Consider the following 16,809-nt stretch of genomic DNA (forward strand, 5'->3'; position numbering starts at 1 on the left):
CCGCCCTCCTCTCTATTCAGCCAGCCAGCGGGCGACATCTTTGGCAAAATACGTAATGATCAAATCCGCGCCCGCCCGTTTCATCCCTGTCAACATTTCCATGACGACCGGCTTCTCATCGATCCAGCCGTTTTGCGCCGCCGCTTTGACCATCGCATACTCGCCGCTCACGTTATAGGCGACAAGCGGAAGCGGAAAACGGTTTTTGACGTCGCGGATAATATCCATGTAGGCAAGCGCTGGCTTCACCATCAAGAAATCAGCGCCTTCTTTGACATCCGACTCCGCCTCGCGAAACGCCTCAAGGCGGTTGGCCGGATCCATTTGGTACGTCTTCCGGTCGCCAAACTGCGGCGCGCTGTCGGCGGCATCACGGAACGGGCCGTAAAATGCCGAAGCGTATTTGATTGCATACGACATGATCGGCACATACTCAAACCCTGCTTCATCAAGCCCACGGCGAATGGCGGCGACAAAGCCGTCCATCATGTTCGACGGCGCGATGATGTCGGCGCCGGCTTGCGCTTGGCTCACCGCCGTTTTGGTGAGGAGCTCGAGCGACGGGTCGTTCAGCACGCGCTCGTTTTCGACGACGCCGCAATGGCCGTGGCTCGTATATTCACATAAACACGTATCCGCAATGACGACTAGATCTTTGTGTTCAGCTTTGATTTGGCGGATCGCCCGCTGAACAATCCCTGTTTCGCAATACGCCTGCGAACCGACTTCATCTTTTTCATTCGGCACACCAAACACCATGACGGCGGGAATGCCAAGCTTGGCGATGTCGTCCACTTCCTCAGATAAACGGTCAAGCGATAAATGGTAAACCCCTGGCATCGACGGCACTTCCCGCTTAATGCCGCTTCCCTCGACCACAAACAGCGGATAAATGAGATCCTCGACGCGAAGATGCGTCTCACGCACCATCGCCCGAATCGCAGCCGTTTGCCGCAAACGGCGATGGCGGTCAAATGACAGTGCCATTCATCGTCCCTCCATGGAAAAATATTGTTCCATCGCTTTGATTATACCATCCGTCGTGTAATCAGCTGGACAAATATGTACGGTGATTCCTTCCCGCTCCGCCGCCTTTTTTGTCACCGGCCCGATGCAGGCGACAGCGACGCCGGAGAGAAGCGCGGACGCTTCCTCGCCAAGAAGGCGGGCAAGGCTATGAACCGCCGATGGGCTCATCAACGTAATCGCATCTAGTTTCCGTTCGCGCAGCAACGCCAACAATGGTTCTCGACCGCTTAGGTCTGGCACCGTTTGATAAACCGTAAACTCATCGACCGCTGCGCCTGCCTTCCTTAACGCCTCAGGCAGCGTCGGGCTTGCCAAATCACCTTTGACAAACAGCACCCAGTCGCCTTGTTTTACGCGCGGTGCAAGCATGGCGGCAAGCCGTTCAGCGGTGAAATCATCCGGTACGAGCGCCGGTGAAACACCGTACTCAACGAGCGCGGCCGCCGTCTTCCGCCCGACGACGGCGACATTCGGCAGCGGCCGCGGCAACGAAACGTGCGGAAAAAAGAAGCGGACCGCGTTCACGCTCGTCAACACGAGCCAGCGGTATTCCCCGAGCCGTCCGGCGAGCGCGGCGATGGCTTCCGGCGCAGCCGCCGGGCGGATGGCTATGAGCGGGATTTCGATCGGCACGGCGCCAACGGCGCGCAGCTTGGCGGAAAACGATGCCGCCTGCCTTTTGTCACGAGTGACAAGTACCGTCTTGCCGGCTAGGGCGCGATTGGCCATCAGTCGCCCAGCTCCTTTTTCACCCGCTCGATCAGCGCTTTTGCCCCTTGTTCGCTCAAGATGGCAGCCGCCTGTCGGCCGACCGCTTCCGGATCGGCGCCAGTGACGATTTCTTTATACATTTCTTTGCCATCCGGGGAGGCGACAAGCGCGGTAAGACGCACCGTCCCCTCCTTCACTTCCGCGTAGCCGGCAATCGGCACTTGACAGCCTCCTTCCATTTGCTGCAAAAAGGCGCGCTCCGCCCGAACAGCCCGCTCGGTTTGCTCGTCGTTTAACCGGCTGAGCCATTGGCGCAATTCGTCATCATCCTCCCGGCATTCGACCGCCAGCGCCCCTTGGCCGACCGCCGGAACACAGACATCAAAAGGAAGATAGTCGCTGATGACGTCATCGCCCCAACCCATGCGCGCAAGACCCGCCGCCGCCAGCACGATCGCATCGTACTCTTCGCTTTCGAGCTTCGCCAACCTTGTGTCAATATTGCCGCGAATCCATTTGATCGTCAAATCCGGGCGATAGGCAAGCAGCTGCGCTGAACGGCGCAAGCTGCTCGTGCCAATGACCGACCCAGGCGGCAAGTCGGAGAGCATCCGGTTTCCTTTGCTGACAAGCACATCGCGTGCATCTTCGCGACGCGGAACCGCACCGATCACTAAACCTTCGGGCAGCACAGCCGGCATATCTTTCATGCTATGGACCGCCATATCGATGCCGCCGGCGAGCAATTCATGCTCAATCTCTTTCACAAACAACCCTTTGCCCCCGACTTTCGAGAGCGTAACATCAAGCACCCGATCTCCTTTCGTGACGATTTCTTTCACTTCAAACGTAAACGGCGCCCCAAGCTGTTTCAATTCGTTGATCACCCACTTCGTCTGGGTCAAGGCAAGCTTGCTGCGCCGCGAGCCAACGACAATGTTCCGCATCTCGTTTCACCTCGATTACGAATACCAAAAATGAAATTTTGACAAACTGCCAAACAAGAAAAAGTTGACAAGCAAAAATAAAAACGAACCGATATTCCATAGCGCGATCGCCTTCCCTTGCATCTGCCGGACGGCTCGCTTGTAAAAATAGACGCCATAGACGAGAAGAACGACAAACGACCCGAGCACTTTCGCATCATACCAATGGAAATGGTCGATTTGAATGTACGCCCAAATCACGCCAAGAATGAGCCCTAATAACAACATAGGCAAGCCGAGCGCATTTAAAACATACGACAAAAAATCAAGCCGCGACAAATCCGCCATGCGCCAAAGGCGCGCCCCCCACTTTTTCTTTTTCAGCAAACTGTACTGCAACATGTAAAGCGCCGAAAACAGAAACGACAGCGTAAACGCCGCATACGCTCCGAGCGAAAGGGTGATGTGGATGATCAGCAGCTCCGAGACGAGCCGCTCCGCAACAGCCGGCGACTGCGAAGACGGTGCAAACGTATGAATGGCCAAAATAAAAAAAGCAAGCACGTTCGTAAAAAAGACGATGAAATCGACGCGCAGCAGCCGATTGATGACGAGCGACAGCGTAATGAGCAGCCAAGCGTAAAAATAAAGCCCTTCCGACATCGTTAAAATCGGAAAGCGCTTCGTCTCCATGATGCGAGAAACAAACGTCACTGTCTGCAAAAGCCACACAATAGAAAGCAACCAGAAGGCGATGTCGTTCGCCTTCCGGTTTTGTTGCAAAAAATCGATGAAATAGAATAGGATCGAAGCGATGTAAAGCAAAATGGACAACTCATACAACAGCGCCACCATCCATCCCACCTTACAGCTGCCATGATGGGCGGGCGGCACGGACCGCTTCCGCGTCTTGTTCATCGCATTGCACGGATTTCGCCTGCTCTATATGCCGCTCGGCTTTCACCGCATCTTCGATATTGAAAATTTTCATAAACAGCAAAAGCGCCTCCTCGGCATTCGGGCCGGCGGCGAGTTCCTTCGCCTGCAAAATCGGATCGCGGAGCAGCTGGTTAATAATGCTTTTCGTATGCTTATTCAACACTTTCCAGTCGCGCTCCGACAAATGCGGCAGTTTCCGCTCCAAACTTTTCATCGTTTCTGCTTGAATGGCCAGCGCCTTTTCGCGCAATGCGGCAATGACTGGCACGACGCCGAGCGTCTGCAGCCATTGGCTGAACGCCATAAGTTCCGCTTCGATCATCGTTTCAATGCGAGCCGCTGCCTTTTGCCGTTCCGCCAAGTTGGCCGCCACCACATCTTGCAAATCGTCAATGTCGTACAAAAACACCGTTTCCAAATCAGCCAACGCCGGATCCAAATCGCGCGGCACCGCGATGTCAACCATAAAGAGCGGGCGGCCTTTGCGCATTTTCTCAAGCGGCGCCACCATTTCCTTCGTCAAAATATAGCCTTTGGCTCCCGTCGAGCTGATGACGATATCCGCTTCCAGCAAAGCGCATGACAATTCGCCGAGCGGCTTCGCTTCGCCGGCAAACTGCTTAGCAAGCTGTTTCGCTTTTTCAAGCGTCCGATTGACAACCGTCACCTTCCCGACGCCGCTGCCGTACAAGTTTTGCGCCGCCAGCGTCCCCATTTTGCCGGCCCCGATAATCAAGACGTGCTTGCCGGCAAGGCGGCCGAAAATTTTCTTCGCCAGCTCAACCGCCGCATAGCTGACCGATACAGCGTGCGCGCCGATGCCCGTTTCCGAGTGGGCGCGCTTCGCAAAGGTCACCGCCTGCTTGAACAGATGATTGAAAATCGTGCCGCTCGTCCCGACCTCTTGAGCGAGCAAATAGCTGTCTTTCACTTGCCCTAAAATTTGCGTTTCCCCAAGCACCATCGAATCAAGGCCGGCCGCCACGCGGAACAAATGCTTTATGGCCGCTTCTCCTTCAAGCACACGCAAATACGGAGCAATCGCTTCCACTTTGACGCCAAACCATTCGGCTAAAAATGCTTTCATATAGTAACGTCCGGTATGCAGTTGATCAACCACTGCATAAACTTCCGTCCGGTTGCACGTCGAGACGATCACATTTTCGAGCACGCTTTTTTGCTTGGCGAGCTGTTTCATCGCCGCACCGAGTTCCGCTTCCGCAAACGCGAGCTTTTCGCGGATTTCTACAGGGGTGGTTTTATAGTCGACGCCAACGACTACGATTTGCACGATGCCATCCCCCTTATTGACCGAATCCCTTCCATCATTATATCACAACCGTCCATCGTTCCGGTTTGAAAAAATTGTGAACATGCCTCCAAAGCTATGCTAAACTGTAGACAGTGATCATTCTATCATAAACATGTCCAAAAGGGAAACGGAGGACGCGACGATCATGAAAACCCGAACGGTATTCGCCGGCATCTTGTTCATCGGCCTCGGGCTGTATTTTCTCGCCGGACAGCTGGAATCCCCCCTTTTCCATTTCTTCCAAGGGTGGCCGGCCTTGCTTGCCATTTGCGGCGCGGCTTTGCTTGGCCAGGCGCATTCAGCGCGCGAATATGCTTACCTTTTCCCCGGCTTTCTTTTACTCGGATTTGGCGTTGAGTTGCTCCTTGCGAGTGCATTTTCGGCCTGGCCCCGCGGCGTGAACATGTTTTTTTTCCTCATCGCGCTCGCTTTTTTCGCCAGCAGCCGCAAACAAAAAGGCGGGGCCGGCTTTGGCGTGCTTTTCTTGCTTCTCGCTGTCGTGCTGACGTTTTCCGGGCGCGGCCAGCCATTCTTTCACCTCGTCCAAGCCGGACTTTCCTCTGTCTGGAAGTTTTGGCCGCTCGGACTCATCGCCATCGGCGTCTATATATTATGGACTAGGCGAAAATAGCCTTGGAAGTGAAAACACCAGCGGAATCGCTGGTGTTTTCGTCATGAGGCCACAAACGGCAAAAGCGCCGCCCATGCTTCGTCTTTCCCTTGTCCGGTCTCGGCGGAAAACAAAATGAGCGGGTCGCCGTCAGCCATCCGCAGCGTCTCGCGCGCGATTTTCGCGTGTTTTTGATGCTTGCCGCGCGGCACTTTATCCGCTTTCGTCGCGATGACGATCACCGGGATCTCGTAATGTTTCAAAAACTCGTACATCATCACATCGTCTTTCGTCGGCGGATGGCGCAAATCAACGAGCAGGACCGCCGCCTTAAGCGCCTCGCGCGTCGTAAAGTACGTCTCCATCATGTTCCCCCATTTTTGCCGCTCCTGCTTCGACACGCGGGCGAAACCATAACCTGGCACGTCCACAAAGTAAAACGAGTCGTTAATCAAATAAAAATTCAACGTTTGCGTTTTACCTGGCTTTGAGGAGGTGCGCGCCAAGTTTTTCCGATTGATCATTTTGTTGATGAATGATGATTTGCCGACGTTCGAACGGCCGGCGAGCGCCACCTCCGGCCGTCCGCCGTCCGGATATTGTTCCGGCTTGACGGCACTGGTCACAAGCTCTGCTTTCTTCACATTCATCGCTTCCACCCCACCAACGCGTGCGGCAGCACCTCATCGAGATGAGAGACGAGCACAAAGCGCAAGTCGCGCTTCACCGTTTCCGGAATGTCAGCCAAATCTTTTTCATTGTCTTTCGGCAAAATGACGGTTTTCAATCCGGCACGATGGGCGCTTAACGTTTTCTCTTTCAGCCCCCCGATCGCAAGAACGCGGCCGCGCAGCGTAATTTCCCCGGTCATGCCGACAAAGCGGCTCACCGGCTTGCCCGTCAAAGCGGAAATGAGTGCGGTCGCAATCGTAATGCCGGCCGATGGCCCGTCTTTCGGCACCGCTCCTTCCGGAACGTGGATGTGAATATCATATTTCTCATGGAACTTCGGATCAATGTCAAGCTCCTCAGCGCGCGACCGCACGTAGCTGAACGCCGCTTGCGCTGATTCTTTCATGACATCGCCGAGCTTGCCGGTCAGCACGAGTTTCCCATTGCCTGGCGCGAGCGACACTTCGATGGCGAGCGTATCGCCGCCAAACGCCGTATACGCCAGCCCGGTCGCCACGCCGACTTGGTCTTCCGCCTCCGCTCGGCCGTAGCGGTATTTTCGCTTCCCTAAAAATTCCTCAAGATTGTTTTCTGTGATCACAACCCGCTTTTTCTCGCCGGAAACGATGAGGCGGGCCGCTTTTCGGCAGATAGCGGCGAGCTGCCGCTCAAGCTCCCGCACCCCGGCTTCGCGCGTATAATGGCGGATGATATCGAGCATCGCGTCATCGCGAATTTGCAACGCCGCCTTTTTCAGCCCGTGCTCGGTGATTTGTTTCGGCAGCAAATGCCGCTTGGCGATATGCAGCTTCTCCACTTCTGTGTAGCCTGGTATGTGGATCACTTCCATCCGGTCCAAGAGCGGCTGCGGAATCGCCGCCAAATGGTTGGCCGTGGCGATAAACATGACTTTCGATAGATCGTACGGCTCTTCAATGTAATGGTCGCTGAACGTATGATTTTGCTCCGGGTCAAGCACCTCCAGCATGGCCGCCGATGGATCGCCACGGAAATCGCTCGACATTTTGTCGATTTCATCGAGCAAGAAGACGGGGTTGATCGTGCCTGCTTTTTTCATCCCCTGGATAATGCGTCCCGGCATGGCGCCAACATACGTGCGGCGATGGCCGCGAATTTCCGATTCGTCGCGGACGCCGCCGAGCGAAACGCGGACGAAGCGGCGGCCGAGCGCTTTGGCGATCGAGCGGGCGAGCGACGTTTTGCCGACCCCCGGCGGTCCGGCGAGGCAAAGAATCGGACCTTTTAACGATTTCGTCAGCTGCTTGACAGATAAAAATTCAAGCACCCGTTCTTTCACTTTATCGAGCCCGTAATGCTCCTCGTTTAAAATCGCTTCCGCCCGCTTAATGTCGTGGATGTCTTCTGTTTCTTTCGACCACGGCAAGGCGATGAGCCAATCGAGGTAGTTGCGAATGACTGCGCTTTCCGCTGAGGTCGCCGGAATTTTTTCATAGCGGTCAAGCTCCTTCAATGCCGTTTGTTTCACATGCTCCGGCATGCCGGCCGCCTCGATTTTTTCTTTCAGCTCCTCGACTTCGCTCGTTTTTCCTTCTTTTTCGCCAAGCTCTTTTTGAATCGCCTTCATTTGCTCGCGCAAATAATACTCTTTTTGCGTCCGCTCCATCGACTGCTTGACGCGGGCGCTGATCTTTTTCTCAAGCTGGAGCACTTCTTTTTCGTTGTGCAAAATTTGGATGATTTTATTGAGGCGCTCTTTCACGTCGATCGTTTCTAAAATGCGCTGTTTTTCCTCAAGCTTAAGCGGCAAGTGCGAGGCGATGATGTCCGCCATTCGCCCCGGCTCATCGATGTCGACGATCGAGGCGTAAATGTCGACCGACAGCCGCTTGGACAAGTTTATGTACTGCTCGAAATATTCAAGCATCGTCCGCTTGAGCGCCTCATCTTCTAAATCTTTCGCCGCCCGATCAGCAAACTTTTCGACTTTGACGAGAAAGTACGGCTCCTCGCTGATCACTTCCGTAATGAGCGCCCGAGCGACGCCTTCGACAAGCACGCGGAACGTGCCGTTCGGGAGTTTTAGAAGTTGCTTGACGCGCGCGATCGTTCCCATTTTATATAAGTCATCCATGTCCGGTTCGTCGATGGCAACGTCTTTTTGCGACGTCAGCAAAATCATATGATCCTCAACCATGGCTTGTTCGAGCGCTTTGACCGATTTCTCGCGCCCGACATCCAAATGGAGCACCATCGTCGGAAACACGAGCAACCCACGCAGCGGCAAAAGCGGAACGACCGTCTCCTTTTTCTTTCCGTTCACGCCGAACACCTCCATCTCTCGCTTCTATTCGTTTATTGTATAGTACGGTAGCCGGGTTTGTAAAATTTGACGAACGAAAAAGCGCGCGGCGCTCCGTCTGCAGGCAAAGAAAAACCGACTTCAGCGACGATCCGCTTGCGCCGAAGCCGTACATAAAAGAGAGGCCGGGCGAACCGCCCGACTCGGTTGCGAGCGGATCGCCCGCTTTCGTTGCCAATCGTTCGCCTTGCCGCCGTTTCCTTTGGCTAGACGAGCTTTTTCTCCGAGCGGTCCATAGCCGCTGGCAGCAGCGCGGGGCCGCGGCGGAGCGCCTCTTCGCCGAACACATGGACGAGCACTTCCTCGAGGCGGCGGACGGCGATGATTTGAATGCCGCTGACTTCGCCTAGCAACGATTGCATATTCTCAATCGGGATGATGACTTTTTTCGCCCCGGCTTGTTTGGCCGCTTTGATTTTGGCGAACACGCCGCCGACCGGTTTCACGCAGCCACGGATGCTGATTTCTCCGGTCATGGCGACCGTATGATCGACTGGCAGCTGGTAAATGGCGGAATAAATGCCGACGGCAATCGCCACCCCGGCTGAAGGGCCGTCAACCGGCACCCCGCCCGGAAAGTTGACATGAATGTCGTAGCGGTCCGCTGGCACGCCCATCGCCCGCAACACCGTAATGACGTTTTCCGCCGAGCCGCGCGCCATGCTTTTGCGCCGCACCGATTTTTCTGCACTGCCGATGCTTTCCTCCTCGACAATGCCGGTGACATTGATCAATCCTTTTCCTTTCGCCGGCAAAGCGGTCACCTCAATTTCGAGCAACGCACCGGTGTTTGGTCCATACACAGCCAGACCGTTGACGACGCCGACCGCCGGAGCGGAAGCGATTTTCTTCTCATAGCGCGGAGTCATTTGGCTCGATTGAATGACCCATTCAATATCTTTGTCCAAAATGTTTTCTCGGTTTTCCGTGATGGCCAGGCCAGCGGCAATTTGCATCATGTTGACCGCCTCCCGCCCGTTGCGCGCATAGGCGGCAAGGAGGCGAATGCCGCTTTCTGACACGTTCAAGCGGATTTTTTCCGCCGCCTTTTTCGCGATGAGGGCGATTTCATCTTGGTCCAACTCACGGAAAAATACTTCCAGGCAGCGAGAGCGAATGGCCGGAGGAATTTCGTTCGGCGTGCGCGTCGTCGCCCCGACAAGACGGAAATCAGCCGGCAGTCCATTTTGGAAAATATCGTGAATATGGCTTGGGATTTGCGGATTTTCTTTGCTGTAATAGGCGCTTTCAAAAAATACTTTCCGGTCCTCAAGCACTTTCAACAACTTGTTCATTTGGATCGGATGAAGCTCGCCGATTTCGTCGATGAATAAAACGCCCCCGTGGGCGTTCGTCACCGCCCCTTGCTTCGGCTGGGGAATGCCGGCTTGCCCCATCGCCCCGGCCCCCTGATAAATCGGGTCGTGCACCGAGCCGATGAGGGGGTCGGCGATGCCGCGCTCGTCAAAGCGCGCCGTCGTCGCGTCAAGCTCCACGAACACCGCATTTTTCTTAAACGGGGAGAGCGGATTTTTTTTCGCTTCCTCAAGCACGAGCCGAGCAGCTGCCGTCTTGCCGACGCCAGGGGGGCCGTAAATGATGACATGTTGCGGGTTGGGGCCGCATAAAGCGGCTTTTAACGCCTTGATGCCGTCTTCCTGACCGACGATGTCGTCAAAACTTTTCGGCCGCACTTTTTCCGCCAGCGGCTCGGTGAGCGAAATCGAACGCAGCTTGCGGAGCTGTTCCATCTCTTTGCGCGACTCTTTATCAATCGAAACTTTTTGCACACGTTGCCCTCTTAGCAAATTCCAAAAATAAAGGCCGATGATGACCCCGAAAAACAGCTGGATGACCAGTACGATGTTCGTCCAATCCATGCCCCGATATCCTCCTGCCTTTAGATGGTATGTAGTATGATAGTATCTCCGCGAACTGGCGGGAATAAACAAAAAAAGCGCCGACCGGCGCCCAGGGCATGGGCGGCAAAAAAAGAAACCGCCGAAAAAAGGCGGTTTTCCCATCAGGCAGATGTTTTCCGTTCCAGCTCGATGACGGTGCCATCATGACGGATCAGCGTCGGCGGCTTTGTGCCGCGCACCGTGTCGAGCGTGATGATGCACTTTTGCACATCTTCGCGCGACGGCAGCTCAAACATCACATCGAGCATAATGCCTTCGATGATCGAGCGAAGGCCGCGCGCGCCCGTTTTCCGCTCAATCGCTTTTTTCGCGATTTCACGGAGCGCCGCTTCTTCAAACTCGAGCTCAACGCCGTCAAGCTCAAGCATTTTTTGGTATTGCTTGACAATGGCATTTTTCGGTTTCGTCAAAATGTCGATCAACGCCTGTTCGTCGAGCGGCTCGAGCGTCGTAATGACCGGCAGACGGCCGATGAACTCCGGAATCAGTCCGAATTTGAGCAAGTCTTCCGGCAGCACTTTCGACAACAAGTTTTTCTCGTCGACATCCGTCTGGTTCATTTCCGCGCCAAAACCGATCACTTTTTTGCCAAGGCGGCGCTTGATGATCGGCTCAATGCCGTCAAACGCCCCGCCGCAAATGAACAAAATGTTCGTCGTATCGATTTGGATGAATTCTTGATGCGGATGTTTGCGGCCGCCCTGCGGCGGAACGCTGGCAATGGTGCCTTCTAAAATTTTCAACAGCGCCTGTTGCACCCCTTCGCCGGATACGTCGCGAGTGATGGAAGGGTTTTCCGATTTGCGGGCGATTTTGTCAATTTCATCGATGTAAATAATGCCTTTTTCCGCCCGTTCGACGTCATAATCCGCCGCTTGGATGAGCTTTAACAAAATGTTTTCGACGTCTTCGCCAACATAGCCGGCCTCTGTAAGCGAGGTGGCATCGGCGATGGCAAACGGCACGTTCAAAATGCGCGCCAATGTTTGCGCCAGCAGCGTTTTCCCGCTCCCGGTCGGCCCGATCATTAAAATGTTGCTTTTCGACAGCTCGACATCATCGATTTTGCTGCCGGAATTGATCCGTTTATAATGATTGTAAACAGCAACGGCGAGCGATTTTTTCGCCTCATCTTGACCGATGACGTACTCATCTAGAATTTCCCGAATTTCCAACGGTTTCGGCACGTCTTTAAATTCAAATTCCTCTTCATTGCCGAGCTCCTCTTCAACAATTTCCGTGCATAGCTCAATGCACTCGTCGCAAATGTAAACCCCCGGACCGGCAACGAGCTTTCGCACTTGATCCTGTGTTTTGCCGCAGAACGAGCATTTCAACTGCCCTTTTTCATCATTGAATTTAAACATATCATTCACCCCTTGCCAACGAAATCGCGCCTGCTTATGTATCCATTTCCGCCATCTCTTATGTCGTAAAAACGTATGTATTCGCTATTTTACCATAAATGTTCCTGAAAAAGCGAATGAAAAAACCGTTATCTGTTTAGAAAAGTTTGAAAATTGCCGCTCAGGCGCCATTGTTGTGGATAAAGAACAAGGCACGAACGTCTCGCGCCTTGTTCTTTCCTTAAGATATATTATGCCGCAACCTTGCTGTGCTCTACAAGAAAATCGACTGTTTTCCGCCATTTCAAATCTTCTTTGACGCCATCTAAGCTGCCGAGCAGCTCTTTCAGCTTGTCCACGCTCAGCTTGTAGGCTTCCGCCATTTTTTCGAGCTCTTTGTTTACTTCCTCGTCGGTTACTTCAATGTTTTCGGCCTTCGCGATCGCTTCAAGCGTCAACGCCGCGCGCACCCGTTTTTCGGCATCTTCTTTCATTTGCTCGCGCAACGACGCTTCATCTTGGCCGGAGAATTGGTAATACAACTGCAAGTTCAGACCTTGCATTTGCAGGCGTTGGTCAAATTCGCGAAGCATCCGGTCGGTTTCGTTTTTGATCATAACCTCCGGAATATCCATTTCGGCGTTGGCTGCCGCTTTTTCGACAACCGCATTGCGCAAGGCAGTCTCCGCCTCGTTCTTTTTCGCCTCTTCCAAACGGGCGCGAATTTTCGCCTTCAGTTCGTCAAGCGTTTCGACTTCTTCATCGACGTCTTTGGCAAACTCATCGTCAAGCGCCGGCAGCTGTTTCGCTTTCACTTCATGCACTTGCACTTTAAACGTCGCCGGTTTGCCGGCCAATTGCTTCGCGTGGTATTCATCCGGGAATGTGACTTGGATTTCTTTTTCCTCGCCGGCTTTCATGCCGACAAGCTGTTCTTCAAATCCCGGAATGAACGTTCCAGAGCCGATTTCAAGCGAATAGTTCTCCGCCTTGCCGCCTTCAAACGGCTCGCCGTCGACAAACCCTTGGAAATCGATGACGACCGTATCGCCGTTTTCCACCGTCCCGTCTTCTTTCACGACAAGTTCGGCGTAATTTTCTTGCAAACGTTTCAATTCGTTTTCGACATCTTCGTCCGTCACGGTTGTATCCATTTTTTCCACTTCAAGCCCTTTGTATTGACCGAGCTTGACTTCCGGCTTTACGGTCACTTTCGCTTTGAAAATTAAGCTTTTGCCTTTTTCCATTTGCTCAATGTCAATCTCCGGCATTGACACCGGTTCGATGCCTGCCTCTTCGACGGCTTTGGCATACGCCTCTGGCAGCAAAATGTCGAGCGCATCTTGATAGAGCGCTTCGACGCCGAAGCGTTTTTCAAACAGAACGCGCGGCACTTTCCCCTTGCGGAAGCCCGGAAGCGTGATGTTTTTCACCACTTTTTTAAACGCGGCGTCCAAGCCTTTGTTCACTTTCTCGGCGTCGACCTCAACGGTCAATACGCCTTCGTTCCCTTCAAGCTTTTCCCATTTGACTGACATCCTTGTTCCCTCCACCTGAAATCATTGCTCGGACCATAGCGCACTCCGCTTGTCCAGATCTTTTTATGATGCCCAATTATGTAGACAAGTATGCGAAAACAGATACATAGCACAGCCATTATATTATAACATACAACAGCCATGTTTCAACAGAGAACGAGCCATTAGAGGGAGGAAAGTTCCTCTATTTCGTATAGCTTTTGGCAAAGCGTTGCCATCTCCGCCGCCTCCACACCGTAGCGGTCGGCCAAGGCGGTCGCGTCAGCATCCAAGCCTAAAAACCGGCTCGCCATCCAATGGAGAGCAGCAAGCCAGGCCGCTGCATCCGCCGGCTCTGGCGGAAACGGGTACAACACATATGCATAGCGAAGCCAAATGTCCGCCGCCGTTTCATACAAACTCGGGCTTTCCGCCGCGAGCTGCTGTTCAAGCCGACCCAGCAACGATGAAGCAAATTCCGTTTCCGTCTGTTCGTCCAACGCTGACGGGACGACCTCCATGCAACGGCCAAATTTCTCAACCGTCACCGTTTCGTTGACTCGCTTCCCTGTCAACAGGCGAAGGAGCATCGTTTTCGCCATCGGGCTTTTTTCCGGTGCGCGTAAATATTGCTTGAGCAACGGCAGCACCGGCTCGATGTCTTCTTTTTCCAGTTGTTTAATCAGTTGCAGCTGCTCAGCAATGTCCCCGGACTCAAGCAGCCGTCTCACCCGCTTCCACTCCGCGGGCGGAAGCGTGCGGGCATTCATTTTTTCACTAAACCGGAGCAGCTGGTGAAGCTGTTCGCGCAGCGAAACGGATAACGACGGACGACGCAAGGCGTGGCGGATCACGGTTTCGGCCTTGCTGTATCGATTCGTTTGCAACAATATGGCAATATACATTTGCAACAGTTCACCGTTGCCCGGTTGCTCGTCAAGCAAACCGGCAAGACGCCGCTCCGCCTCATCATATTCCCCAAGCTCATAGCAACAGACAGCCAGCCCAAGCCGAACCGGAAAGCTGTGGTCGCCAAGCTGTTCGGCGGCGCGCAAAAAGCGGAGCGCTTCTTTATACCGCTTCGCCTCGAGCGCAGCAAACGCCTCTTCCATCAGCCGTTCTTTCGTTTGCGGAAACATGATGATTTTTCCTTTTTTCCCGGCCATCTTCGCCCGCTCCTATATGTGTTTACCACAAGTGTAACAAGTTTTCTTAGCCGAAACAAGCCAACCCTTTTTGGCGCTTGCTGCCGCCGTCCATTTTCTTCATCCTCCTATATGCAAAACAAAGAGGCTGTTCCTGCCAAAATAACGGCGGAACAGCCGATTTTTGCCGCCGCGCTGCACCGCAAAAAACAGACGCTTACGGCCGCGGGCTATGCTGTTGTTCATACGCTTGAATATACGGTTCATAGACAAACGTTAAATCAATTTCATCCCATCCCTTTAACAGCAACTGTTTTCGATACGGGTCAATGTCAAACGGACGCGAAAATCCTTCATCGTCAAATACCCGCTGTTCTTCAAGCGAAACCGTCAGTTCATAGTCTGCGCGCTCGCTTTGGCGCAGCAAGTAGCGGACATCCTCTTTATCCAGCCGGATCGGCAACAGCCCGTTTTTTAAGCAGTTGTTGTAAAAAATATCGGCAAACGATGGGGCAATGATGACGCGGAATCCGTAATCTTGCAGCGCCCACGGCGCATGTTCGCGCGATGAGCCGCAGCCGAAGTTTTCATCGGCGACTAAAATCGTCGCCCCTTCGTTTTCCGGGCGGTTGAGCTCAAACTCCGGATTTGGCGTGCCGTCGCTCAAATACCGCCAATCGTAAAAGAGAAACTGGCCAAAGCCGGTGCGTTCAATCCGTTTCAAAAACTGCTTTGGAATGATTTGATCGGTATCAATATTCGCACGATCGATGCCGGCGGTTTTTCCGCGATGGATCGTAAACGGCTTCATCGTCCTTTCCCCCTTCCGTTATGGATGTCACTGATGGCAAAGGAGCTCGGCTTCCTAGGATGCCGCGCCGCCTCTTTTGCCATCACGATCGTCAATTTAACAGACCGGCTCGGCTTCAAGCTGGCGCACATCGACAAAATGTCCGTAAATCGCAGCCGCCGCGGCCATCACCGGGCTGACGAGATGCGTGCGCGCCCCTTTTCCTTGCCGCCCTTCAAAGTTGCGATTCGACGTTGACGCACAGTGCTCGCCTTCCGGAATGATGTCCGGGTTCATGCCCAAACAGGCGCTGCAGCCGGAGTCGCGCCATTCAAAACCGGCGTCGATGAAAATTTGCGCCAACCCTTCCGCCTCGGCTTGTTTTTTCACTTGCTGCGATCCAGGCACGACGAGCGCCCGTACACCCGGAGCCACTTTTTTCCCTTTCACGATGCTCGCCGCCGCGCGCAAATCGCTGAGGCGTGAGTTGGTGCACGAACCGATGAAGACGTGCTGCACCGGAATATCCGTAATCGGCGTGCCCGGCTTGAGCCCCATGTACTCAAGCGCCCGGCGCACCGCGTTTTGCTCTGTTTTGCTTTCAAATTGCTCGGGATGCGGCACGACGCCATCGACGGAAGTGCTCATCGCGGGGTTCGTCCCCCACGTCACCATCGGAGCGATCGTCGACGCATCGATTTCAATCGTTTTATCGTATTCCGCCCCCTCATCGCTTGCAAGCGCCCGCCACCGTTCCACCGCCTTGTCAAACTCCTCGCCTTTTGGCGCATATTTGCGGCCGCGCAAATAGGCAAACGTCGTTTCATCCGGGCTGATGAGGCCGGCTCTCGCCCCAGCTTCAATCGACATGTTGCAAATCGTCATTCGCTCTTCCATCGACATGCGTCGGATCGCTTCGCCTGTAAATTCGATAATATAACCGGTGCCGACGCCAACGCCATAGCGGCCGATAATGGCCAAGATGACGTCTTTGGCGGTCACTCCTTTGCCGAGGCGGCCGTTGATGCAGATTTGCAGCGTTTTCGGCTTATGCTGCCAAAGCGTTTGTGTAGCCAATACATGCTCGACTTCGCTCGTGCCGATGCCAAACGCCAAGGCGCCAAACGCCCCGTGCGTCGACGTATGGCTGTCGCCGCAAACGATCGTTTTTCCCGGCTGGGTCAACCCGAGCTCTGGGCCGATGACGTGAACGATTCCTTGCTCTTCGCTGTGTAGGTCGGCGAGCGGAATGCCGAACTCGCGGCAGTTGCGCTCAAGCGCAGCGATTTGGTTGCGCGCCACTTCGTCGGTAATCACAAATCGGTTAACGGTCGGCACGTTATGGTCCATCGTCGCAAAGGTCAAATCCGGCCGCCGCACCTTCCGCCCTTTTTGCCGCAATCCTTCAAACGCTTGCGGCGAGGTCACTTCATGCACTAAGTGCAAATCGATGTACAATAAATCCGGTTTGCCCTCCTCACGGTAGACGACGTGGTTTTCCCAAATTTTATCGATGATCGTTTTCGGCTTCATTGGCTTTCACCTCGCA

The 16,809-nt window shown here is 54.0% G+C and carries 14 protein-coding genes; 1 reads left to right on the forward strand and 13 read right to left on the reverse strand.

What is annotated here, in order from left to right; all coding sequences use genetic code 11:
* Positions 1-12: 12 nt before the first annotated feature.
* Genes hemB through hemA form a run of 5 tightly spaced genes read right to left on the reverse strand, consistent with a single transcriptional unit; the run spans position 13 to position 4,896 of the window.
* Positions 13-987, reverse strand: a complete 975-nt coding sequence (gene hemB, locus GT3570_RS12950; protein WP_013144588.1) for a porphobilinogen synthase — start codon at positions 985-987, stop codon at positions 13-15.
* Complete coding sequence (locus tag GT3570_RS12955) at positions 988-1,758, reverse strand: uroporphyrinogen-III synthase (RefSeq protein ID WP_062898849.1); 771 nt, start codon at positions 1,756-1,758, stop codon at positions 988-990. It abuts the gene before it with no gap.
* On the reverse strand, positions 1,758-2,687 hold the full coding sequence (gene hemC, locus GT3570_RS12960) for a hydroxymethylbilane synthase (RefSeq protein WP_014196450.1): 930 nt from the start codon (positions 2,685-2,687) through the stop codon (positions 1,758-1,760). Before hemC ends, GT3570_RS12955 begins: the two co-directional genes overlap by 1 nt.
* 15 nt (positions 2,688-2,702) lie before the next feature.
* Complete coding sequence (gene ccsA, locus GT3570_RS12965; RefSeq protein WP_011232122.1) at positions 2,703-3,521, reverse strand: cytochrome c biogenesis protein; 819 nt, start codon at positions 3,519-3,521, stop codon at positions 2,703-2,705.
* Positions 3,522-3,531: 10 nt separating this feature from the next.
* Positions 3,532-4,896 carry a glutamyl-tRNA reductase gene (hemA, locus tag GT3570_RS12970; RefSeq protein WP_062898850.1) on the reverse strand — a complete coding sequence of 455 codons (1,365 nt, stop codon included), beginning with the start codon at positions 4,894-4,896 and terminating at the stop codon, positions 3,532-3,534.
* Positions 4,897-5,062: 166 nt separating this feature from the next.
* Between hemA and GT3570_RS12975 the strand changes: the two genes are divergently transcribed.
* The gene (locus GT3570_RS12975) at positions 5,063-5,548 is read left to right on the forward strand and encodes a LiaI-LiaF-like domain-containing protein (RefSeq protein WP_011232124.1); all 486 of its coding nucleotides are present in this window, start codon (positions 5,063-5,065) and stop codon (positions 5,546-5,548) included.
* Between the two features lie 41 nt (positions 5,549-5,589).
* Here GT3570_RS12975 and yihA read toward each other — a convergent pair whose 3' ends face one another.
* From yihA to leuC, 8 genes are all read right to left on the reverse strand, one after another.
* Positions 5,590-6,177 carry a ribosome biogenesis GTP-binding protein YihA/YsxC gene (yihA, locus tag GT3570_RS12980; RefSeq protein ID WP_011232125.1) on the reverse strand — a complete coding sequence of 196 codons (588 nt, stop codon included), beginning with the start codon at positions 6,175-6,177 and terminating at the stop codon, positions 5,590-5,592.
* Positions 6,174-8,516, reverse strand: coding sequence for an endopeptidase La (lon, locus tag GT3570_RS12985; RefSeq protein WP_041467901.1), 2,343 nt, complete (start codon positions 8,514-8,516; stop codon positions 6,174-6,176). Before lon ends, yihA begins: the two co-directional genes overlap by 4 nt.
* A 230-nt stretch (positions 8,517-8,746) precedes the next feature.
* Positions 8,747-10,420, reverse strand: coding sequence for an ATP-dependent protease LonB (lonB, locus tag GT3570_RS12990; protein WP_011232127.1), 1,674 nt, complete (start codon positions 10,418-10,420; stop codon positions 8,747-8,749).
* Positions 10,421-10,563: 143 nt separating this feature from the next.
* Positions 10,564-11,829 (reverse strand): ATP-dependent protease ATP-binding subunit ClpX, encoded by a 1,266-nt coding sequence (gene clpX, locus GT3570_RS12995; protein WP_011232128.1) that lies wholly within the window; start codon positions 11,827-11,829, stop codon positions 10,564-10,566.
* A 230-nt stretch (positions 11,830-12,059) separates the two neighbouring features.
* Positions 12,060-13,346: a trigger factor gene (gene tig, locus GT3570_RS13000; RefSeq protein WP_014196455.1), complete on the reverse strand. Its 1,287-nt coding sequence runs from the start codon at positions 13,344-13,346 to the stop codon at positions 12,060-12,062.
* Between the two features lie 164 nt (positions 13,347-13,510).
* The gene (locus GT3570_RS13005; RefSeq protein ID WP_014196456.1) at positions 13,511-14,491 is read right to left on the reverse strand and encodes a tetratricopeptide repeat protein; all 981 of its coding nucleotides are present in this window, start codon (positions 14,489-14,491) and stop codon (positions 13,511-13,513) included.
* 196 nt (positions 14,492-14,687) lie between these two features.
* The gene (gene leuD / locus GT3570_RS13010; RefSeq protein ID WP_023633493.1) at positions 14,688-15,281 is read right to left on the reverse strand and encodes a 3-isopropylmalate dehydratase small subunit; all 594 of its coding nucleotides are present in this window, start codon (positions 15,279-15,281) and stop codon (positions 14,688-14,690) included.
* Positions 15,282-15,377: 96 nt separating this feature from the next.
* Positions 15,378-16,793, reverse strand: a complete 1,416-nt coding sequence (leuC, locus tag GT3570_RS13015) for a 3-isopropylmalate dehydratase large subunit (RefSeq protein ID WP_021322168.1) — start codon at positions 16,791-16,793, stop codon at positions 15,378-15,380.
* Positions 16,794-16,809 lie beyond the last annotated feature (16 nt).

Source organism: Geobacillus thermoleovorans (genome assembly GCF_001610955.1).
Taxonomy (GTDB): domain Bacteria; phylum Bacillota; class Bacilli; order Bacillales; family Anoxybacillaceae; genus Geobacillus; species Geobacillus thermoleovorans.